The organism is Kribbella sp. CA-293567 (assembly GCF_027627575.1).
GTDB lineage: Bacteria > Actinomycetota > Actinomycetes > Propionibacteriales > Kribbellaceae > Kribbella.
Map to the genome: position 1 here is coordinate 3,250,061 of NZ_CP114065.1, position 20,296 is coordinate 3,270,356.

At 69.7% G+C, this 20,296-nt stretch carries 20 protein-coding genes; 9 read left to right on the forward strand and 11 right to left on the reverse strand.

From position 1 onward, the window contains the following. Window position 1 precedes the first annotated feature (1 nt). Both OX958_RS15300 and OX958_RS15305 read left to right on the forward strand, forming a co-directional pair. The gene (locus tag OX958_RS15300; RefSeq protein ID WP_270138315.1) at window positions 2–1,330 is read left to right on the forward strand and encodes a DUF6923 family protein; all 1,329 of its coding nucleotides are present in this window, start codon (window positions 2–4) and stop codon (window positions 1,328–1,330) included. A 95-nt stretch (window positions 1,331–1,425) separates the two neighbouring features. Then, window positions 1,426–4,002 (forward strand): ATP-binding protein, encoded by a 2,577-nt coding sequence (locus tag OX958_RS15305; protein WP_270138317.1) that lies wholly within the window; start codon window positions 1,426–1,428, stop codon window positions 4,000–4,002. 59 nt (window positions 4,003–4,061) lie between these two features. On the opposite strand, the gene OX958_RS15310 is transcribed toward OX958_RS15305, so the two are convergent. Both OX958_RS15310 and OX958_RS15315 read right to left on the reverse strand, forming a co-directional pair. Beyond that, window positions 4,062–6,110, reverse strand: coding sequence for a phosphocholine-specific phospholipase C (locus OX958_RS15310; protein ID WP_270138319.1), 2,049 nt, complete (start codon window positions 6,108–6,110; stop codon window positions 4,062–4,064). 192 nt (window positions 6,111–6,302) lie between these two features. After that, window positions 6,303–8,480, reverse strand: a complete 2,178-nt coding sequence (locus OX958_RS15315) for a M6 family metalloprotease domain-containing protein (RefSeq protein WP_270138321.1) — start codon at window positions 8,478–8,480, stop codon at window positions 6,303–6,305. Window positions 8,481–8,597: 117 nt separating this feature from the next. Between OX958_RS15315 and OX958_RS15320 the strand changes: the two genes are divergently transcribed. Continuing rightward, a complete protein-coding gene (locus OX958_RS15320) occupies window positions 8,598–9,956 on the forward strand; it encodes an NAD-dependent succinate-semialdehyde dehydrogenase (protein WP_270138323.1) in 1,359 nt (452 codons plus the stop codon). A 17-nt stretch (window positions 9,957–9,973) separates the two neighbouring features. On the opposite strand, the gene OX958_RS15325 is transcribed toward OX958_RS15320, so the two are convergent. The 7 genes from OX958_RS15325 to lexA all read right to left on the reverse strand — a co-directional run bounded on the left by OX958_RS15325 (window position 9,974) and on the right by lexA (window position 14,034). Next, on the reverse strand, window positions 9,974–10,396 hold the full coding sequence (locus OX958_RS15325; protein ID WP_270138325.1) for a PaaI family thioesterase: 423 nt from the start codon (window positions 10,394–10,396) through the stop codon (window positions 9,974–9,976). Window positions 10,397–10,413: 17 nt separating this feature from the next. Then, window positions 10,414–10,941, reverse strand: a complete 528-nt coding sequence (locus OX958_RS15330; protein WP_270138327.1) for a type 1 glutamine amidotransferase domain-containing protein — start codon at window positions 10,939–10,941, stop codon at window positions 10,414–10,416. 101 nt (window positions 10,942–11,042) lie between these two features. Continuing rightward, complete coding sequence (locus OX958_RS15335; protein ID WP_270138329.1) at window positions 11,043–11,771, reverse strand: hypothetical protein; 729 nt, start codon at window positions 11,769–11,771, stop codon at window positions 11,043–11,045. Next, complete coding sequence (locus OX958_RS15340) at window positions 11,768–12,235, reverse strand: MarR family transcriptional regulator (RefSeq protein ID WP_270138331.1); 468 nt, start codon at window positions 12,233–12,235, stop codon at window positions 11,768–11,770. The genes OX958_RS15335 and OX958_RS15340 overlap by 4 nt, the downstream gene beginning before the upstream one ends. Before the next feature lie 87 nt (window positions 12,236–12,322). Continuing rightward, the gene (locus tag OX958_RS15345) at window positions 12,323–12,850 is read right to left on the reverse strand and encodes a hypothetical protein (protein WP_270138333.1); all 528 of its coding nucleotides are present in this window, start codon (window positions 12,848–12,850) and stop codon (window positions 12,323–12,325) included. 162 nt (window positions 12,851–13,012) lie between these two features. Then, window positions 13,013–13,216, reverse strand: coding sequence for an antitoxin (locus OX958_RS15350; RefSeq protein ID WP_270138335.1), 204 nt, complete (start codon window positions 13,214–13,216; stop codon window positions 13,013–13,015). Between the two features lie 158 nt (window positions 13,217–13,374). Next, the gene (lexA, locus tag OX958_RS15355; protein WP_270138337.1) at window positions 13,375–14,034 is read right to left on the reverse strand and encodes a transcriptional repressor LexA; all 660 of its coding nucleotides are present in this window, start codon (window positions 14,032–14,034) and stop codon (window positions 13,375–13,377) included. A 165-nt stretch (window positions 14,035–14,199) separates the two neighbouring features. Between lexA and OX958_RS15360 the strand changes: the two genes are divergently transcribed. From OX958_RS15360 to OX958_RS15370, 3 genes are read left to right on the forward strand one after another with little or no spacing between them, the layout of a single operon-like run. Beyond that, window positions 14,200–14,982, forward strand: coding sequence for an SDR family oxidoreductase (locus OX958_RS15360; RefSeq protein ID WP_270138339.1), 783 nt, complete (start codon window positions 14,200–14,202; stop codon window positions 14,980–14,982). 4 nt (window positions 14,983–14,986) lie between these two features. After that, window positions 14,987–15,436: a cupin domain-containing protein gene (locus tag OX958_RS15365; RefSeq protein ID WP_270138341.1), complete on the forward strand. Its 450-nt coding sequence runs from the start codon at window positions 14,987–14,989 to the stop codon at window positions 15,434–15,436. Further along, entirely contained in the window at window positions 15,433–15,663 is a 231-nt protein-coding gene (locus OX958_RS15370) for a hypothetical protein (RefSeq protein ID WP_270138343.1), read from the forward strand. The genes OX958_RS15365 and OX958_RS15370 overlap by 4 nt, the downstream gene beginning before the upstream one ends. Before the next feature lie 115 nt (window positions 15,664–15,778). On the opposite strand, the gene OX958_RS15375 is transcribed toward OX958_RS15370, so the two are convergent. Then, window positions 15,779–16,297: a VOC family protein gene (locus tag OX958_RS15375; protein WP_270138345.1), complete on the reverse strand. Its 519-nt coding sequence runs from the start codon at window positions 16,295–16,297 to the stop codon at window positions 15,779–15,781. 95 nt (window positions 16,298–16,392) lie between these two features. Further along, a complete protein-coding gene (locus OX958_RS15380; RefSeq protein WP_270138346.1) occupies window positions 16,393–16,791 on the reverse strand; it encodes a DUF5997 family protein in 399 nt (132 codons plus the stop codon). 32 nt (window positions 16,792–16,823) lie between these two features. On the opposite strand from OX958_RS15380, the gene OX958_RS15385 reads away from it, so the two are divergent. From OX958_RS15385 to katG, 3 genes are read left to right on the forward strand one after another with little or no spacing between them, the layout of a single operon-like run. Beyond that, on the forward strand, window positions 16,824–17,516 hold the full coding sequence (locus tag OX958_RS15385; RefSeq protein WP_270138348.1) for a LysR family substrate-binding domain-containing protein: 693 nt from the start codon (window positions 16,824–16,826) through the stop codon (window positions 17,514–17,516). Window positions 17,517–17,553: 37 nt separating this feature from the next. Continuing rightward, window positions 17,554–17,985 (forward strand): Fur family transcriptional regulator, encoded by a 432-nt coding sequence (locus OX958_RS15390; RefSeq protein WP_270138350.1) that lies wholly within the window; start codon window positions 17,554–17,556, stop codon window positions 17,983–17,985. 49 nt (window positions 17,986–18,034) lie between these two features. After that, complete coding sequence (katG, locus tag OX958_RS15395) at window positions 18,035–20,236, forward strand: catalase/peroxidase HPI (protein ID WP_442913291.1); 2,202 nt, start codon at window positions 18,035–18,037, stop codon at window positions 20,234–20,236. Window positions 20,237–20,296: the final 60 nt, after the last annotated feature.

Below are 20,296 nucleotides of genomic sequence, written 5' to 3' on the forward strand. Positions count from 1 at the left end.
GATGAACCGTTTCCTGTCCACCTCGCGGGAGAGGCGGCCGGTACTGCGGGTGTCGGCGGGCGTCGCCGCCTTCGGCCTGGCGTGCGTCTCGACCGTGCTGGTGGCCGGCTCGTCGGAGGCGGCGGACCAGTGCTCGATGCTGCAGTTCCAGACGCGCGGGCACCACTCGCCGTCGAGGCTGGCGCGGATCGAGCTGCCGTCCGGCCGCAGTACCGACCTGGGCCGGCTCGACTACCAGATCAACGCGGCCGGCTATGCCAGGGACCAGGACCTGGTCTACGGGATCGCCACCCACGACAAGTCGGGGTGGTTGCGTCGCCGGCCGGTGCTGGTGACCGTCGACCGCCGCGGCGCCGTCACCGAGCTCGGTCCAGTGAGGGTTGGTGTCGGTGGGGTCGCCGATCCGACGGCCGGGGCGGTGGCGGGGTCGCGGTTGTACCTGCGGGACGGGCACCGGTTGTACACGATGGAGATCGGCCCGCGCAGTACGGCGTACAAGCAGGTGCTGAAGGTGGTGCAGCTGAGCCCGTTGCTGCCCGCGTTGTCGGTGGACGACTTCGCCATGGACCAGGGCAGCGGGTTGCTCTACGGACTTTCCACCCAGGGCCCGAGGACGCTGGTCGTCAGCATGGATCCTCAACGGGGCAAGGTGAAAGTCGTCGCGACGGTGCGCGGACTCTCCGGGAACGACTCGTACAGCTCGGTGGTGATGTCGGGCGGGCTCCTGTACGCCGTCCGCACCGGCTTCGGCCCTCGCAGCCGGCTCTACCGGATCACTCTCGACGGCTCCGCCACCGAGCTGGCCGCCCTGCCCGCCATGACTTCGTCGGACGCGGCCGGTTGCCTCTCGACGCCGCCACCTCCGCCACCGCCTCCGCCGACTCCGACCCCAACACCTCCGCCGCCCAAGCCAACACCGACACCCACACCGAAACCGAAACCGAAACCGCCCAAGCCGGACCCGACTCCGACCATCACTCCCAAGCCGACCCCGACCCCGGCACCACGTCCCTCGCCGCGGGTGACTCCCCGGCCCACTCCCACACTTACCCCGTCACCGACTCCCACTCCGACGCCCACCCAGGCGCCGGCACTCGAGGTCCCGCCTCCTCCGATCCCACGACCCACCACGCCTGTGCCCAGCCCTCTGCCGCGTCCTCGCCCGGTTCAGCCTTCACCCACGGACATCACCATCGCGCCGCAGACGGCGGCCGCGCCCGTAGTGGCCGACCGCTCTGTTCAGGTACTGCGGCGCTGGTCGCTGGCCACGCTGCTCATCGTGCTGACCGGAGGAGCCGCGATGGCGGCCCAGCGCCGGATGCGGCGATGACGGTGCCCAGCGATGGCAATTCGGCCCGCCGCGAAAGTGAGACACTATGAGTGTGCACTTGATAGCTGTTCGTAGTTGTGGTGGTGGATGAGCTCGTGAAGTTGGTGGGGAGAGAGCAGGAACTGCGAGTGCTGCGGACCGCGGTTCGCGCGGTCCCGGGACTGGTGCTCGTGGTCGGGGAAGCGGGGGCCGGAAAGAGCCGGCTGGTGGCGGAGGTCCAGTCGTCGCACGCCGGACGGTGGCTGGTCGGGCAGTGCCGGCCGGTGGAGGATCAGGTGCCGCTGGCACCGGTGATCGAGGCGCTGGGCGAACCGGTACTGCGCTCCGGCACGCGGCACGCCGTCTTCAGCTCCGTGCTCGACCAGTTGGCGAGCGCCGGACCGACTGTGCTGCAGATCGAGGATCTGCACTGGGCCGATCCGGGAACCCTGCAATTGCTGCGGTTCCTGGCCGGCCGGTTGCCACGGGAGCTGCTGCTGATCGGGACGTATCGGCAGGAGGACACCCACCACGCGGGGGAGATCACGGCTCTCGCCGGGTGTGTGCCGGTCGGGGTCCGGGCCACCGAGATCCGGTTGCGGCCGCTCGACCGGACCGGCGTACAGGAGCTGGCGGCGGAGCTGCTCGGAGTGAAATCGTTGCCACCGGCACTGGCCGGCGAGCTGCTGGCGCGGACGGGCGGGTTGCCGTTCGTGGTCGAGGAGCTGCTGCGTGACGAGAGCTTCGGGCGGGGAGCGATCGACTCGGCGGCGTTCGTTCGCGCGCTGGCGGCCAAACCGGCGCCGGTCGCGGTGCGGGCGTCGCTGACCATTCGCCTGCAGCAGGTGCCGGACTTCTGCCGCGAGGTGATCCGCGCGGCGGCGGTGCTCGATGCGCCTGCGCCGGAAGCGATCCTCGGTGCGGTCGCGGAGGTGAGCGGCTGTCAGTTGACCACCGCGATGGACACCGGACTCGCTCGCGGGCTGGTCGGTGAGCCGAAGCCCGGCCTGTTCGATCTGCGGCACGCGCTCGCTCGCCGGGCGATCTACGAGACGATCCCACCCGACGAGGTACGCCGGTTGCATCGCCGCGCGGCGACCGCGCTGGCCGCTGTCGAGCCGCCGGACCACGGACAGATCGCGCGGCACTCGCGGTTCGGCGGATCGCTGCGGGACTGGATGATCCACGCCGAGCTGGCGGCGGATCAGGCCCGAGCTCGGGGCGAGCACGCGGTAGCCGCTGCGCGGTTGACCGAGATGTTGGAGGTCGAGGCGTTGCCGTGGGGGGATCGGGCGCGGCTGGCCGTCAAGCTCGGTCGCGCGGCGGGGCCGACGGGCGATTGGGCGCAGGCGGTTTCGTTGATGAAGGCGGTGCTGGCGGGGTCGACCGCGCGTAGTGCCAGTCGTGGGCGGTTGCGGTTGGGGGTGGGTGTTCTGCTGCAGGAGCAGGCCGGTCAGGTCGGTGCCGGGCGGCACGAGCTGACGGCAGCGATCGCGGAGTTGGGGGAGGATCCGGAGTCGGCGGCGTGGGCGTTGTCGGCGCTGGCCGTGCCGGAGTTCGGTGCCGAGTCGATCGCTGAGCAGCGGGGATGGCTGGAGCGGGCGCTGCTGTTGATCGGGGATGAAGCCGAGGGGGACGCGCAGTTCGCCGTACGGCGGAATCGGGCGCGGTACCGGTTGGCATTGGGGGAGCCCGATGACGCTGACGGGGTCGAGGCCGCCGGTGCGCTGGCGTGGCTCGGGCATGATCGGCGCAGTTCGGCGCTGCTCGAGCGGGCGGCCGAGGTGGGCGGCTCTCCGGGCAAGGCCGTGATCGCGGCGACTCGTGCCCGGCTGGACTTCGCGGCCGGTGACTGGCCGGGGTTGGCGGATCGGCTGGCCCGGGCCAGAGTCGAGGCGTCCAGGCTGCCCGTGGTGCGGGCGGAGCTCGATCTGGTCGACGGGCGACTGCGGCTGGCGCAGGGAGATATTGCTGGGGGCAAGGAACTGCTCGAGTCAGTGCTGGCGGCAACCGAATGTGGTCCGTGGCCGCTTCGGGTAGCCGCCGTGGCGGCTCTCGGCAGGTATCGCGGCGAGGGGTTGATGGACGAGTGTCTCGCGCTGGTGAGGCGCAAGGACGGATGGGCCTGGGCCGGGGAGTTGATCGTCTGCGCGGTGGCCGTGCGCGACGACTCGGATCGGCTGGCGGCCGAGTTCGCTGCCGCGGTGAGCGACCGGGACGCACCTGCCGCCGCGGCTTCGTTGTCGCTGGTGCGCGCACTGGTAGAGGATTCGGTCGAGCTGTTCGGCGCGGCGGCCGAGCAGTACCGGGCTCTTGGCCGACGCTACGACGAATGTGTCGCGCTGGAGGGCCGAGGGGTGCGGTTGCTCGGTGCCGGTCAGCACGAAGAGCTGGTCTCGGTTGCCAACACCTACGAAGCGATGGGGGCGCGAGGTGATGCGCGCAGATGCCGGGAGGTGTTGCGGGAGGCTGGTGTTGCAGTGTCGCCGAAGCGTGGCCGGCGCGGCTACGGCAACGCGCTGTCGCCGCGCGAGCTCGAGGTCGCCCGACTGGCCGCGGACGGTCTGAGCAACAGCCGGATCGCCGCGAAACTGACCTTGTCGGTCAGCACTGTCGAGGACCATCTTTCCCACGCCATGCGCAAGCTGGAGGTCCGCTCCCGCCACGACCTGGCCCCGCTGATCACGCACTGACTGCCGGAAGAGTCGTGACGGCGTCTTGCCCCGGACCCGAGCCCGGGGCAGACGGTTCGTCAGGCGGTGATGATGGCGGGGTCGGAGACGCCTGCCTCGCCGGTCTCGACGTGGCCGGCGAACCGGCGCAGGAAGCCGGTGTCGGTGTCGGCGACCACCGAGACGTCGTACCACTGCTTGCTGTGGTGGACGTTCAGCTTGTACTGCGCGGACTTGCCCTTCAGTACCTTCAGCCGCTTCGGGCGGCCGTCGTAGGAGTTCGTCAGGGTGAAGATGACGTCCTTGGTGCTGCTGTTGGTCAGCGTGAAGTCGAGATCGCCGGTGCTGTCGTTGTGGCGCGCGGTGACCTCCACGGCGGTGTCCGGCTTGCTCTTGAAGGCGCGGAGGAAGCCGTTCGGGCCGTGCACGGTCAGGTCGGTCGCGCCGCTGGAGTACGCCGTGTTCCAGGTGTCCGCGATCGTCTTGCCGGCCTCGGTGGTGTAGGTCCAGGGGCCGTCGGTGCGGCTCGGTGACGTGATCAGGAACTGCGCGCCCGCATCCTTGCCGGAGGCAAACGTCAGCTGGAACTTGGCGCCCTGGGTGGCGCCGTCGACGTACGGTGCGTAGGGCAACGGCCTGGTACGCCGGAAGCCGGGCTCCTGCACCGGCATCTGGCCGACCGCCGGCGGGGTCGGCCGGTAGTCCGGGTGCCGGTCGCCGTCCGGCGGCTCGTACGCCGAGGTGTCGGGCAACTGGCCGGGCTGCTTCGCGTCGGAGCTGAAGTCGAAGGCACCGGTCAGGTCACCGCAGATGGCGCGGCGCCACGGCGAGATGTTCGGTTCGTGCACCCCGAAGCGCTGCTCCATGAACCGGATGATCGAGGTGTGGTCGAGCACCTCCGAGCAGTTGTAGCCGCCGGTGCTCCACGGGGACACGACGATCATCGGGACGCGCGGACCGAGACCGTAGGGGCCGGCCGTGTACCGCGAGCTGCCGGGGAACAGGTCGGCGCTGACGTCGACCGTGGACAGGCCCTGGTTCGCCGAGGCCGGCGGGATCGGCGGGACGACGTGGTCGAAGAAGCCGTCGTTCTCGTCGTAGGTGATGAAGAACGCCGTCTTGCTCCACACGTCCGGGTCGGAGGTGAGCGCGTCCAGGACCTGCGAGATGTACCAGGCACCGTAGTTCGACGGGAAGTTCGAGTGCTCGGTGAACGCCTCGGGCGCCGCGATCCAGGAGATCTGCGGCAGGTCGCCGTTCCTGACGTCCGCGCGGAGGTGGTCGAACAGGCCGTCGCCGGCCTTCGCGTCGGTGCCGGTGCGGGCCTTGTCGTAGAGCGGGTCGCCGGGGGAGGCGTTGCGGTACTTGTTGAAGTACAGCAGCGAGTTGTCGCCGTAGTTGCCGCGGTAGGCGTCGTTGATCCAGCCCCAGCTGCCGGCCGCGTTGAGGCCGTCGCCGATGTCCTGGTAGATCTTCCACGAGACGCCGGCCTGCTCGAGGCGCTCGGGGTACGTCGTCCAGTCGTAGCCGAGCTCGTCGTTGCCGAGCACCGGTCCGCCGCCCGTTCCGTCGTTGCCCGTGTAGCCCGACCACATGTAGTACCGGTTCGGGTCGGTGGCGCCGATGAAGGAGCAGTGGTAAGCGTCGCACAGGGTGAACTTGTCGGCGAGGGCGTAGTGGAACGGGATGTCCTCGCGGGTCAGGTACGCCATCGTGGGCGCGGACTTGGCCGGCACCCAGCGGTCGTACTTGCCCTTGTTGTAGGCCGCCTGGCCGTCCGGCCAGCTGTGCGGCAGGCCCTGCAGGAACTGCATGCCGAGATCGTCGGCCTGCGGGTGGAACGGCAGGATGTCCTTGGTCCCGTTCGACTGGTGGAAGACCGACTTGCCGCTCGGCAGCGTGACCGGGCGCGGATCACCGAAGCCACGGATGCCCTTCAGCGAGCCGAAGTAGTGGTCGAAGGAACGGTTCTCCTGCATCAGCACGACGATGTGCTCGACGTCCTGGATGCTGCCGGTCCGGCGGTTGGCGGGGATCGCGGCGGCCTGCTCGATACTGCCGGCCATCGCGGCGAAGGCGGCACTGCCGCCGGCGAGCTGCAGGAACCTGCGGCGATTGAGATCTGGCATGGCGGGAATCTCCTCCTCGGGCGGAACGGGAACGGGAACGGCAGGTGGCCGGAGTGTGAAGAAAGCTGCTCATTTACTGCCGGTTGCAAACCGTAACGGACGTAGTTAACGTTTGAGAAGACGTTGGAAGGCGCCGAAACGCCGACCGGTCAGGCCACGCGAACGCGGCCTGACCGGTGGGTTCGTGCTGGGCTACCGGGCGATCGCCAGGCAGCTGCTGGTGGCCTTCTTGCCGGGATCTGACTCCGAGGTGGCGGTCAGCGTGACCTGGGCCAGCTTGGCGGCCTTGCCGGTGGGCTTGGCCTGGACCGCGATCTTGACGGTCGCGCCGGTCCTGGCGGTCGCCAGGGCGTTGGGCAGCGAGACCGCCCAGCCCTTGCCGGTGACCTTCGCGGACAGCCGGTACACGTCGTTGTCCAGGTACTTCGCGACGTCCTCGGGATGCGTGCCCTGTGGGGGAGCGGCCTTGCCGGTGTTGGTCAGCGGGAAGACGCAGGTGCTGACGCCGCCGTTCCCCGGCAGGCCGACGGTCGGCAGTACCCGGACGCCGCGCTTCTGCGGGCCGGCGCCGTCGAGGGAGCGGATGGCCACCGTGTAGGAGAGCTCGCCGACGCTGTTGCGGCGCAGGTTGGTGACGTAGAAGTGCAGCCGGTTCGCCTGGTCGACGTACTCGTACTCACTGCCGGAGTTCGTGCCGACGTGGAACAGCGCATCGGACAGCTGGCGGTAGTCGCCGATCGTGATCGGGACCTTCGTCCCGTCGGGCAGGACGTAGTCGGTCATCTCGATGTCCTGCGGGTTCGCGTCGATCACCCACTCGAACGGTGCCGTGTCCTGGTTCTTGGTCTTCGCGAGCAGGACGCCGGAGTCGGGCGTGAACGAGTCGGTGCCGATCCGGTCGACGACCTCGAGGGTGTAGTTGTTGTAGCCACCACCGTCGCAGAGCGGGTTCGTGCTGACGTCACAGCCGGGCGACAGGTCGCCGGTGCCGAGCGCGATGTTGATCCCGGACAGTCCCTGGGCGCCGGGCTGGATCGCGCGGGCGGTGACGTCGGCGACGACCAGGCCGGACTGGCCGAGGGCCTCCCGCGACAGCCGCAGGACGTTCTGCTCGTCGACCATCTGCAGTTTGATCTTGTTGCGCAGCATGTGTTGCGCGCCCATCGACGCGCCGCCGGTCGCGGGGATCATCCACCGGCTGTGCGGTCCACCGGGACCGTTGAAGGTACCGCGGCTGAGCATCTCCCAGATGCCGCTGTACGCCCGCCGCGGCGGTACGCCGTACGGGTTGTTGTAGTTGTCGCCGATCCCGAGCACGTGGCTGAGCTCGTGCGCGAAGACGGACATGCCGGAGCTCTCGGCCTGGGTGGTCGAGCCGCCGCCGGCGTTGGGCCACAGGGTCGAGCCGGAGGCCCAGGAGGTCCAGGGGACGTAGCGGGTGAGGGCCCAGTTCGGCAGGGCCGGGTCCGGCGGACCGAACTCCTCGGTGACGTCCTCCCTGGTCGGGAACTTCATCGGCCCGAACTCCTGCCAGGTGGACGACTCGTCCTGCCCGGCGCTCAGGTAGAAGACGAAGTCGAACCCGGCCGGTACCTCGGCGCCGACGTCGGCGACCCAGGCGGCACGGGCGTCGGTGCGCAGGTTCTTGGTGCAGTTGTCGCCGGCCGGGCAGGCGGTGCCGCCCTGGAACTCCATCGCGTACTCGTGCGACTTGCCGGGCATCTGATAGGCGCCGAAGGAGGTCAGCTCGACGCCGTACCGGCCGCCGGAGTCCTCCATCCAGTACTCGTGGATGGTGTGGCCGCGGTTGAGCGCGTTGGGCTTGTTGAGGAAGTCGCGGTAGAAGCCGGCGACCTCGGCCCGCGGTACGCCGCTGGCCTCGGCGCTCGGGTTGCCGAACGGGGTCGAGCCCTTCGGCTGGGTCACGACGAACGGCTGGTTGGGATAGTCGACCAGCACCAGCGCGCCCTTGAAGGTCCGCACCGAGCCCGACTTGCCCGGATCGGCCCAGTTGGTCCCGGGCGGCTTCTTGTAGTCGGCCCACGTCATGTGGTCGGGGTTGACCCAGTTCTGCGGATCGATCGGAGCTCCGAAACCGGGCTGCGCGAGGCGTTTCGCGGCCAGGCCGGACTCCTGCCACGGCTGCTGCTGCGGCCAGTGGTCGAACTGCCAGGGGTTGGCGGGGTCTTCCTGCTGTGCGGCCGGCGCGGGTGCCGCGGCTGGTGCTGCTCCAGTGACGGTGCTCGCCGCGGCGCCGGGCTGTGGAGCGGACAGGGAGCCGGGCGCGGCGAAGGCGAGACCGGGAAGGGAGGCGACGGCTACCAGGGCGGTCACGCGCAGGGCGAGCCGGAGCTTTCGTTGCTCAGACACGGGCGGGGTCCGATCGACGAAGGAGAGATGCGGAGCTTCATCCTGCCCCATCGTCCGCCGGCAGGCGATGGATCAACGACTGTATACAGTATGTGAAGAAGCGGTTAGCCTGGTGGCATGTACTCAGTGACGAATCCCGCCACGGGCGAACTGGTCGAAGAGGTGCCGAACTCGACTGCGGAGGAGGTGGAGGCGGCGGTCGCGCGGGTGCACGACGGGTATCCGGCCTGGCGGCGCCGGAGCGTCGAGGAGCGGGCGGCGATCGTCAAGCGCGCGGCCGCACTGTTCGCCGAGCGGGCCGGCGAACTCGCGGCGATCATGACCCTGGAGATGGGTAAACGGATCAACGAGGGCCTGGGCGAGATCGGGATCGTGGTCGACATCTTCGACTACTACGCCGACCACGGACCGGCCCTGCTGGCCGATCAGCCGGTCGCGATCAAGGGCGGCGAGGCGGTCATCACCAAGAACCCGATCGGTCCGCTGCTCGGCATCATGCCGTGGAACTTCCCCTGCTACCAGGTCGCCCGCTTCGTCGCGCCGAATCTCGTGCTGGGCAACACGATCCTGCTCAAGCACGCTTCGATCTGCCCGCGGTCGGCGGCGGCGATCGAGTCGGTACTGCGCGACGCCGGCGTACCGGACGACGTGTACGTCAACACCTTCGCGTCCTCCCGCCAGATCCCGGCGATCCTCGCCGACCCCCGGATCCAGGGAGTCTCGCTGACCGGCAGCGAACAGGCCGGCATCTCGGTCGCGGCCGAGGCGGGCCGGAACCTGAAGAAGACCGTCCTCGAGCTCGGTGGCTCGGACCCGCTGATCGTGCTCGACACCGACGACCTGGAGGAGACGGTCAAGGCGACCGCGACCGCCCGGATGCGCAACTGCGGGCAGTCCTGCAACGCGCCGAAGCGGATGATCGTGCTGGCCGGCCTGTACGACGAGTTCGTCGACAAGCTCACCAAGCGCGTCGCCGACTTCTACCTCCCCGGCGACCCGGCCGACCCGGAGACCAAGCTGCCGCCGCTCGCTTCGACCGCGGCCGCCGACGAGGTTGCCGCGCAGGTCGAACGCGCGGTGCAGCAGGGCGCGACGCTGCGCACCGGCGGTCAGCGGATCGAGCCCGGCGCCTTCCTCGAAGCCACTGTGCTGACCGACGTCACGCCGTCGATGGACGCCTACTACGAGGAGATCTTCGGGCCGGTCGTACTGGTCTTCAAAGCGTCGAGCGAGGCGGAGGCGATCGCGATCGCCAACGACTCGCCGTTCGGCCTCGGTGCCAGCGTCTTCGGCACCGACCCGGTCCGCAACCGCCGGGTCGCCGACCAGCTCGAGGCGGGGATGGTCTACCTGAACAGCGCCGGCGGATCCCAGGCGGACCTGCCCTTCGGCGGGATCAAACGCTCCGGCCTGGGGCGCGAACTCGGCCCGGCCGGGATCGAGGAGTTCATGAACAAGAAGTCGATCCGGCTCTGACCCACGTCACACCGAGGTCAGGAGGCTTTCGGCCAGAGGATCAGCTGGGTGCAGCGGAAGGTGGCGATCCTGCGGCCGGTCTGCTCGTTGCTGACGTCGGCGTCCCAGACCTGGGTGGTCCGGCCTAGATGGACCGGGCGGGCCTCGCACAGCACCGCGCCGTCGCGGGCGGTGCCGAGGAAGTTGCTCTTCAGTTCGATCGTGGTGAAGCCGGTCGCGCCCTCGGGCAGGTTCGCCATCGTGCCGTAGCCGCAGAGAGTGTCGGCGATGCTGACGACGGTGCCTGCGTGCAGGTAGCCGTTGGGCGCGAGCAGTTCGGGGCGGACCGGCGTACGGGCTTGGAGGAGGTCCTGCTCGACCGAAGTGAACTCGATGCCGATCAGGCCCGGCAGCGCCCCGGCGCCGAACTTGGTGAAGTCTTCCGGCGTGTGGCGAGTCATGCCCCGCAGTATGTCAGTCAGCCGATCGCCTCGAGCAGTGCCTTGCTGAACGCCGGGATGTCGTCGGGGTTGCGGCTGGTGATCAGGTTGCCGTCGCTCGCGACGGTCTCGTCCACCCAGGTCGCGCCGGCGTTGCGCAGGTCGGTCTGCAGACTCGGCCACGACGTCACCGTCCGGCCGCGAACGACGTCGGCCTCGATCAGCGTCCAGGGCGCGTGGCAGATGGCGGCCACCGGCTTGCCCGACTCGACGAACGCCTTGACGAAGCTGACAGCCTTCTCGTCGGTACGCAGCGCGTCGGGGTTGGCGACACCGCCGGGCAGCACGAGCGCGTCGAAGTCGTCGACCGACGCGTCCCCGACCGCTTGGTCGACCGGCTTCTTCTCACTGGCGGTCAGATGGTCGAACGTTTGCACCTCTCCGGTCTCCGGGCTGAGCAGCACCGGCTGGTGCCCGGCATCGGACACCGCCTTCCACGGCTCGGTGAGCTCCACTCGCTCGATACCTTCCGCGGCGACCAGGAATGCGATCTTCTTGTCAGTCATGACCGGCCGGTACCCGGGCATCGCCGGACTACACAGCCCGCTGCGCCGGAACGTCTGACGCAGCGGGCCGCCAAGCCGCCGTCGACCGGAGGCAGCCAGCTTCACCTGCGTCCGTGAAAGGTTCGGCGCAGGTCGGTGGTCCAGGCGTCGGGATTCTCCCCGGGGATGAAGTGGCCACCGTGCGGGTGGGCGGTGACGTTGACGTGGTTGAACCAGGCGGCTTGGGCGCCGGACCTGAAGGCCTGGACGCGTTCGCCGGGGGTGGTGATTCCGGGTGGGTTCTCGTAGGTGACGAAGGTCAGGCCGACGGGGGCCTGGACGACCGGCGTACGGTCGTGGGACGGGGTCCAGGGGTAGCGGTTGGCGTTGGCGTAGTACCGCATGGAGGTGGCGATGGAGTTGTTCGCCCAGTAGATCGTGGTGTGGGTGAGCAGGTCGTCCTTGGTGAAGACGGACTCCAGGTCGCCGCCGTTGTCGCTCCAGGCGTTCCAGCGTTCGAGGAGCCAGGCGAGCAGCCCGGCGGGGGAGTCGCTCAGGCCGTGGGCCAGAGTGGCGCCGTCGAGCATGTGGACGGCGAGGTGGGAGGCGGAGCGGCGGTCCAGCTGGATGACGCGGGCGCGGATAGGGGCCGGTTCGTCGCCGGTGAGAGGGCGGTGGCGGGCGAGGTCCCAGGCGCGGGGGCCGGTGAAGAAGTCGAGGGGCAGGCCGGAGCCGATGTGGACGCCGTCCTCGTTCGCCTCGTCCAGCGGAGGCCGAGTCAGGGCGAGGCGAGCACGCAGGTCGTCGAGTACTGCGTCGCGCACGTGCAGCGGCCTCGGCTCCAGGTTCATGACGGATTCCCTTGTTGCGAAGGCGAAACAGACCCTTCGTCCGCGGCGATCCGGGCCAGCTCCAGCAGGGCCGGCAGCGACGCGGCGAGTGCTTGCCGGTACTGCGGCTCAAGCCGGCCGACAAGACCGTTCAGCCGACCGATGCGCTCCTGCCGTCTCAACTCCACCGCCTCGGCTCCCGCGGCCGTGATCTGCACCAGCACCGCACGCCCGTCCGAGGGATCCGCCGACCTCACCGCAAGCCCGTCGCGCTCGAGCCGAGTGACGAGTTGCGTCATCGCCGGCTGAGTAACCCGCTCACTCGCCGTCAACTCCGACAACCGCAGCGGCCCGCTGGTCGCCAGCGTGTGCAGCACTCCCAGCGTCGTGAAGCTCTTCTGCTCCACCGACGCCAACCTGATGAACATCGCCGTGAACCGCTCCATCGCCAGCCCCAGCGCTTCGACATCCAGCCCATCCGTCATCCGGAGACTATATAATTTTCTTATCCAAAGACGGTGGCGTCGCGGCAGGCCGGTGGCCTGCGCGGACCGCGCAGACCACCGGAGTCGTCAGCTGTCGCTCCAGTTCATCCAGAGGGTGCGGCCGGTCGCGATCAGGACATTGTTGTTGTTGTAGACATTGCCTTCCGCCAGGTCCTGCCACTTCTGGAGTACCGCCACGGAAGCGGATGCGCAGGTCCGCTTGGCTCCGACGATCGCGCCCGTGCCGCCCGGCTGGCAGTGGACGGCGCCCGGCTCGTCCTGACCCGAGGTCGGACGGTACTCCAGGTCGCCGTTGGCGAAGCCGTTGCCGGCCGGAGCGTTGTTGAGGGTGACTGCGGTCCAGCGGATCCATCCGTTGGCGGTGTAGCGCTGGCAGAGCTCGACCAGGCCGACCGGGGTGTACGGGTGGGCGACTGTCCTGATCACGGCCGACGCAACCTGCGCGGGTTCTCCGTAGCCGGTGCAGTGCGCGGTGGCGGTCGGGCCGGCAGGCGCCGCACCCGCGGTGCTCGGGCCGAGTGCGAGCGTGGAGCCGGCGGCGAGGACCAAGGTGGCGGTCAGAGCCGTTCCGTGAGCGAGCGATCGTGAATTCATCTGAACCCTCCAGGGCGTCGGATGGTTGGTGAATGCCAACGACTCTGGGGCCCACTGCTGCTCGGCGCCTGGATCCCGGACGAATCCGGATGAGATCGATTCCCTTCGAACGGCAGAACGGGCCGCGAGCGGATGCTCGCGGCCCGGTTCCTGCTGCGGAAGTCAGCTGATGTCGTCGTCCTGGCCGTCCAGGGAGTCGAGGCCGTCCTTGGCCTTGTCGCCGCCCTGGTCGATCTTGTCGCCGTACTTGCCGCCGGTCTTGTCGTCGATGGCGTCACCGGCCTTGTCGACGCCGCCACTGATCTTGTCGCCGTGGTCGTCGACCGCGTCGGTGGCCTTGTCCTTCATGTTGTCGAAGACACCCATGTCGCTCGTCCTTTCGCCGGAGTCGAGCGTCTCGCGGTCCTCGCCCCCTCCGCAGGGCGATCGTCCGCGTCCGAGACGCTCCGTACTCCGGCCATGTGCCCCTTCGGCCGGTTGCCAAACGCGGCGGGTCCGGCCACCGGCCGAAGGAGGCGCCGACCTCAGACGCTGCGCAGGACCGAGACGACGATGCCGAGGATCACCGCGTTGTCGCCGTCGATCACCTCGTACGCCGCGTTGCGCGGCTCCAGGTAGACGTGGCCGTTGCGGCGGCGGAAGACCTTGACGGTCGCCTCCTCGCCGATCATCGCGGCGACGATCTGCCCGGAGTGCGCCTCGGTCTGCTGCCGGATCACCACCATGTCGCCGTCGCAGATCGCGGCGTCGATCATCGAGTCGCCGCGCACCCGGAGCGCGAAGATGGTGCCGCGGCCGGTCAGTTCGCGGGGGAGCTGGAGCGAGTCGTCGACGTGCTCGATCGCGGAGATCGGCGTACCGGCGGCGATGTCACCGACCACCGGGACCGAGACGGAGTCGTTCGCGACGGCCCGCGGCCGGCTGTCCTGCAGGAACATCCGGACGTCGATCGGCCGCGACATCGACTCGCTGCGGCTGAGGAAGCCCTTCTCCTCGAGACTGGTCAGGTGCTTCGACACCGTCGAGGACGACCGCAGCCCGACCGCCTCGCCGATCTGCCGGGTGCTCGGCGAGTAGCCGTGCTTGCCCACCCAGTCCCGGATCGCCACCAGGATCCGTTGTTGCCGGTCCGGCAGGCCGGCCGCGTTCAGTTGCTCGAAGGGGTCGAGGTCGTCGTAGGTCACCGGCTGGATTCTAGAGGCCGCCACCGACAGCCGGCGATGCAGCCGTCCGGCGGGGCAGGTCGCGGAGAGTGACGCGCGGCACTGTCACAGCTCGCCGGGCTGTCCTGTCCTACCTGCAGAACCCGCTCGGCAACCGATGCCGACGGCAACGAAGGAGGAACCTCGATGAAGATCGTCGTGATCGGTGGCACCGGACTGATCGGATCGAAGGTCGTCGCGAAGCTCGGAGAGCACGGCCACCAGGCCGTCGCGGCGTCGCCGGCCAGTGGCGTGAACACGCTCACGGGCGAGGGCCTGGAGCAGGTGCTGCAGGGAGCCGACGTCGTGGTCGACGTCTCCAACTCGCCGTCGTTCGAAGAGGGCGCGGCGACCGAGTTCTTCCGGCTCTCCACCACGAACCTGCTCGCCGCCGAGGCCGCGGCCGGGGTCGGGCACCACGTCGCACTGTCGGTGGTCGGCACCGACCGGCTGGCTGCCGACCACGACGACCCGAAGTCCACGGCCGGGTACTTCCGCGCCAAGGCGCTGCAGGAGAGCCTGATCCAGCAGTCCGGGCTGCCCTACTCGATCGTGCACGCCACCCAGTTCTACGAGTTCGCCGCGTCGATCGCGGACGTCTCCACCGACGGCGACAAGGTTCGGTTGCCGACGGCACTGATCCAGCCGATGGCGGCCGAGGACGTCGCCAAGGCGGTCGGCCGCGCCGCCGCCGGTACGCCGACCAACACGATCACCGAGATCGGTGGGCCGGAGCAGTACGGGCTGGACGAGTTCATCCGGATCGCGCTGACCGCCCGCCAGGACCCGCGCACCGTGGTCGCCGACGACAGTGCGACGTACTTCGGCATCGCGATCGACGAGCGCAGCCTGATCCCGGCCGGCGACGCGGTGCTCGGCGACGTGCACTTCGGTGACTGGCTGGCCGCTCAGGCCACGGAAGGGAAGTGACGGGATGACGGAGACCCGGACCGACGATGGGGTCCTGGAAGACAAGGGCGAGCCGGGCACGGGTGCCTGGCAGTCGGCCCTGACGATGCTGCAGTCGACCACCCCGCCGCAGATCGCCCAGGACGCCGAGGTGATGACCGCGATCCTGGAGTACCCGCCCGGTGACCCCGGCGCTCCGCCGCACCGGCACTCCGGACCGGCTTTCGGCTACATGCTGGAGGGCGAGATGTGGTTCGAGCTGGAGGGCGAGGCGCCCCGGGTGATCAAGGCGGGCGAGGCGTTCTGGGAGCCTGGCGGGGACGTCATCCACTACCGCGACGGCAACAACCGCTCGGACGTCCCGAGCAGGTTCGTCGTCACGATGCTGGGTGTTCCCGGTCAGCCGATGTTCGTGCCGGTCGAGGCCGGGGAACTCGAGCAGCGGAAGGGCCGGCGGGTCCCGCCGCCGTCATGAGCACCCCGGACGAGCAGTTCCTCGGCGCGCTCGAGGTCGAGGTCGACGCCGGCCTGGCGATGATCGAGTCGGGTCGCCCGGACCCGGCCGCGGCTCCGGCGCAGTGGACCGACGATCCGGCCGAGATCGAGTACGAGGAGGCCAGTCTGCGGAGCCTGCGTGGGGCGATCGAAGCCCTGGAGGAACACCACGGACCCGAGGGCGGTCCCGGGCTTCGCGCCGACTGAAAGCCAGACGCGTCCACCCGGTCGATCTCCAGGCCGACGACGGATGCGGCAGCTCGCCCCCTCGGTCCCGGTCGTCGGAACCGGGGGAGCGGGTCGGGGCCAAGCCGGTGTGAGGTCAGTCGTTGGGGCGGGAGATGCCCAGGCCGCTGCGCGCGTCCCGTCCGTACTTCGCGAGCTCGGCGGGCAGGTCGAGCCGGGAGACACCCGCCTTCTGCCGGTCCTCCTCGGTGAGCGAGCCGGACGGGATGATCCAGACGATCTCGAACTCCAGGCCGTCCGGGTCCTTGCCGTACAGCGACTTCGTGGTGCCGTGGTCGGAGGCACCGACGAGCGCGCCGGCGGCGGTCAGCGCCTGCTCCAGCTCGGCCAGGTCGCCGAGCGTGTCGACCTCCCACGCCAGGTGGTACAGCCCGACCGTCGTCTGCCCCGCCCCGGAGGGACCGGCCTGGCCGCCGAGCTGGAACAGCCCGAGGTCGTGGTCGTTGGTCGAGCCGGGCGCCCGCAGGAAGGCCGCGCCCTGGTACGAGTCACCGCCGTCGATGTAACCGAAGCCGAGGACGTCGCGGTAGAAGGCGACACTCGCGGTCACGTCGCGTACGTACAGGACCGCATGATTCAACCGGAAGATCGCCATCGTCCCAGAGTAGTTGAGGACTCAACCGGCGGATAGGCCGGGCACGCCGAAGTGCCGCGGACCCGAGCGGGTCCGCGGCACCGGGGTACGGCCGGTCAGTGCTGCTGGTGCTTCCTGGCCTTGGCTTCCTTGGCGGCCTTCACGCGCTCGGCCTCGGCCTGTACGTCGGCCTGGATCTCGCGTTCCACCCGCAGCCATTCGGGGTTCTCCTCGCGGAGCTCCTCGATCTGCTCGGTGGTCAGCGGCTCGGTCACGCCACCGCGGGCCAGGCCGGAGATCGAGACGGCCAGCCGGGCGGCGACCACCGGGCGGGGGTGCGGCCCGGTCTTACGGAGCTCACGCAGCCACTCCGGCGGGTCGGACTGCAGCGAGTTCAATTCGTCGCGGGTGACGACCCCCTGCTGGAACTCCGCGGGGGTGGCTTCGAGGTACACGCCCAGTTTCTTGGCCGCCGTTGCGGGCTTCATGGTCTGGCTGGATTTCGGCGACGTCATTGCAGCAGGGTATCGAGCGATAGCCTGACCTGGTGACTGCACCTTCTTTCCGGCTCGCGTACGTTCCCGGCGTCACACCGACCAAGTGGGTGCGAATCTGGAACGAGCGGCTGCCCAGAGTCGCGCTCGAGCTGATCGGGGTGCCCGCGGCGGAGGCCGCGGAGCTGGTCCGGGCCGGCGCCGCCGACGCCGCCCTGCTGCGGCTCCCGTTCGACCGGACCGGGCTGCACGCGATCTCGCTCTACACCGAGACGACCGTGGTCGTCGTACCCAAGGACCATCTGGTGACGGCGGCCGAGGAGGTGACCGCGGCCGACCTGACCGACGACGTCGTACTGCGCCCGCTGGACGACACGCTCGACTGGGAACAGTTGCCTGGTCACCCTTTCCCGGTCCGCCCGGAGACCACCGCGCTGGCGATCGAGCAGGTCGCCGCGGGGAACGGGCTGCTCGTCGTACCGCAGTCGCTGGCCCGGCTGCACCACCGCAAGGACCTGACCTACCGGCCGATCACCGACGCGCCGGAGTCGAGTGTCGTGCTGAGCTGGCCGGAGGGGGAGCCGACCGAGCTGATGGAGCAGTTCATCGGCATCGTCCGTGGCCGCACGGTGAACAGTTCGCGCCAGACGCCGACTCCGCCGAAGGCCAAGCAGGAGAAAAAGGCGGCGCCGGCGGCCCGGAAGCCGCAACGGCCTCAGCAGCGGGGTAGTCGCCGCCGCAGCTAATCTTGACTCATTCCAGAAAAGGCGCCAGACTGCGGACGTGGCGACGCCGGCGGATCTCGAGGACAGGTTGCGGGGTGCCGCGCTGCGCGTGACGCGGCCGCGGCTGGCGGTCCTCTCCGCGGTGCACGAGCGCCCGCACGCCGACACGGACACGATCATCCGGTCCGTCCGGTCGGAGCTCGACGTGTCCCACCAGGCCGTGTACGACGTACTCCGCGCGCTCACCACTGCGGGCCTGCTCCGGCGGATCCAGCCCTCGGGCTCGGTCGCGCGCTACGAGAGCCGGGTCGGTGACAACCACCACCACGTCGTCTGCCGGTCCTGCGGAGCCATCGAGGACGTCGACTGCGCCCATGGTTCCGCTCCCTGTCTGACGGCATCGGACGATCACGACTACCTGATCGACGAGGCCGAAGTCGTCTACTGGGGCCTGTGCCCCGCCTGCTCCACCACGTCCAGAACTCCTTGATCCCGGAAGGTTTCCCGTGTCTGAAGGACCCAACGCCGAAGTCGGCGAGATGAATGACGAGAGCGGCGCCCGGTGCCCCGTCGACCACGGGCAGCTCAAGCACCCGACCGAGGGTGGCACCAACACCGAGTGGTGGCCCAAGCAGCTCAACCTGAAGATCCTGCGCAAGCACCCCGCGGTGGCCAACCCGATGGGTGAGGAGTTCGACTACGCCGCGGCGTTCGCGACCGTCGACCTCGACGAGCTCGCCGCCGACGTCGACGCGGTGCTGACCACCTCGCAGGACTGGTGGCCGGCCGACTTCGGCCACTACGGCCCGTTCATGATCCGGATGGCCTGGCACAGCGCCGGCACCTACCGGATCGAGGACGGCCGCGGTGGCGCGGGCGCCGGCATGCAGCGGTTCGCTCCGCTGAACAGCTGGCCCGACAACGGCAACCTGGACAAGGCCCGGCGGCTGCTGTGGCCGGTGAAGAAGAAGTGGGGCGCCTCGGTCTCCTGGGCCGACCTGATGATCTTCACCGGCAACCGCGCGCTGGAGACGATGGGCTTCAAGACCTTCGGCTTCGCCGGTGGCCGCGCCGACGTTTGGGAGCCGGACGAGGACGTCTACTGGGGCCCGGAGGCCACCTGGCTCGGCGACGAGCGCTACACCGGTGACCGCGAGCTGGAGAAGCCCCTGGCCGCGGTACAGATGGGCCTCATCTACGTGAACCCCGAGGGCCCGAACGGCAACCCGGACCCGCTGGGCTCGGCCCGCGACATCCGCGAGACGTTCGGCCGGATGGCGATGAACGACGAGGAGACCGTCGCGCTGATCGCCGGTGGCCACACCTTCGGCAAGGCGCACGGCGCGGCCGACCCGGCGAAGTACGTCGGCTCCGAGCCCGAGGGCGCTCCGCTGGAGGAGCAGGGTCTGGGCTGGAAGCAGAGCTTCGGCAGCGGCAAGGGCCGCGACGCCATCACCAGCGGTCTGGAGGTCACCTGGACCTCGACGCCGACGCAGTGGAGCCACGGGTTCTTCCAGAATCTGTTCGGCTACGAGTGGGAGCTCACCAAGAGCCCGGCCGGCGCGCACCAGTGGGTGGCCAAGGACGGCGCCGGGGCGAACACGGTCCCGGACCCCGAGGACGGCACGCTCAACCGCCCGCCGACGATGCTGACCGCCGACCTGGCGCTGCGCTTCGACCCGATCTACGAGCAGATCTCGCGCCGCTTCCTGGCCGACCCGGACCAGTTCGCGGACGCCTTCGCCCGCGCCTGGTTCAAGCTGACCCACCGCGACATGGGCCCGATCCAGCGCTACCTCGGCCCGCTGGTGCCGCAGGAGGAGCTGCTCTGGCAGGACCGCGTCCCGGCCGTCGACCACCAGCTGGTCGACGCCGACGACATCGCCGTCCTGAAGGCGCAGATCCTCGGCTCGGAGCTGTCGGTCTCGCAGCTCGTCTCCACCGCCTGGGCGTCGGCCTCGTCGTTCCGGGGCAGTGACAAGCGCGGCGGCGCGAACGGCGCCCGCCTCCGCCTCGACCCGCAGCGTGGCTGGGAGGTCAACGAGCCCGACTCGCTGGCCCAGGTGCTGCGCACGCTGGAAGGCATCCAGGAGACCTTCAACGCCGGCTCCGAGGCGACCGGCAAGAAGATCTCGCTGGCCGACCTGATCGTGCTGGGTGGGGTCGCTGCCGTCGAGACGGCCGCCAAGGCCGCCGGGTACGACGTCCAGGTGCCGTTCACGCCCGGCCGTACCGACGCGACGCAGGAGCAGACGGACGCCGACTCGTTCGCCGCGCTGGAGCCGGCCGCCGACGGCTTCCGCAACTACCTCGGCAAGGGCAACCGCCTGCCGGCGGAGTACCTGCTGATCGACCGGGCCAACCTGCTCACCCTGAGCGCGCCGGAGCTGACCGTGCTGATCGGCGGCCTGCGGGTCCTGGGGGCGAACTTCCAGCAGTCGGCCCACGGGGTCTTCACCGACCGCCCCGGCCAGCTGACCAACGACTTCTTCGCGAACCTGCTCGACCTGGGCACCACGTGGAAGCCGTCCGCGGCCGACGACGGGACCTACGAGGCCCGCGGCGCCGACGGTCAGGTCAAGTGGACCGGGACCCGGGTCGACCTGCTGTTCGGCTCGAACTCCGAGCTGCGGGCGCTGGCGGAGGTCTACGCCAGCGACGACGCGCAGGAGAAGTTCGTCCGCGACTTCGTCGCCGCCTTCGACAAGGTGATGACCCTGGATCGCTACGACATCAGCTGATTCAGTGTCACACCGAACAGCCCGGGCCGTCAGGCCCGGGCTGTTCGCATGGGCCCGACC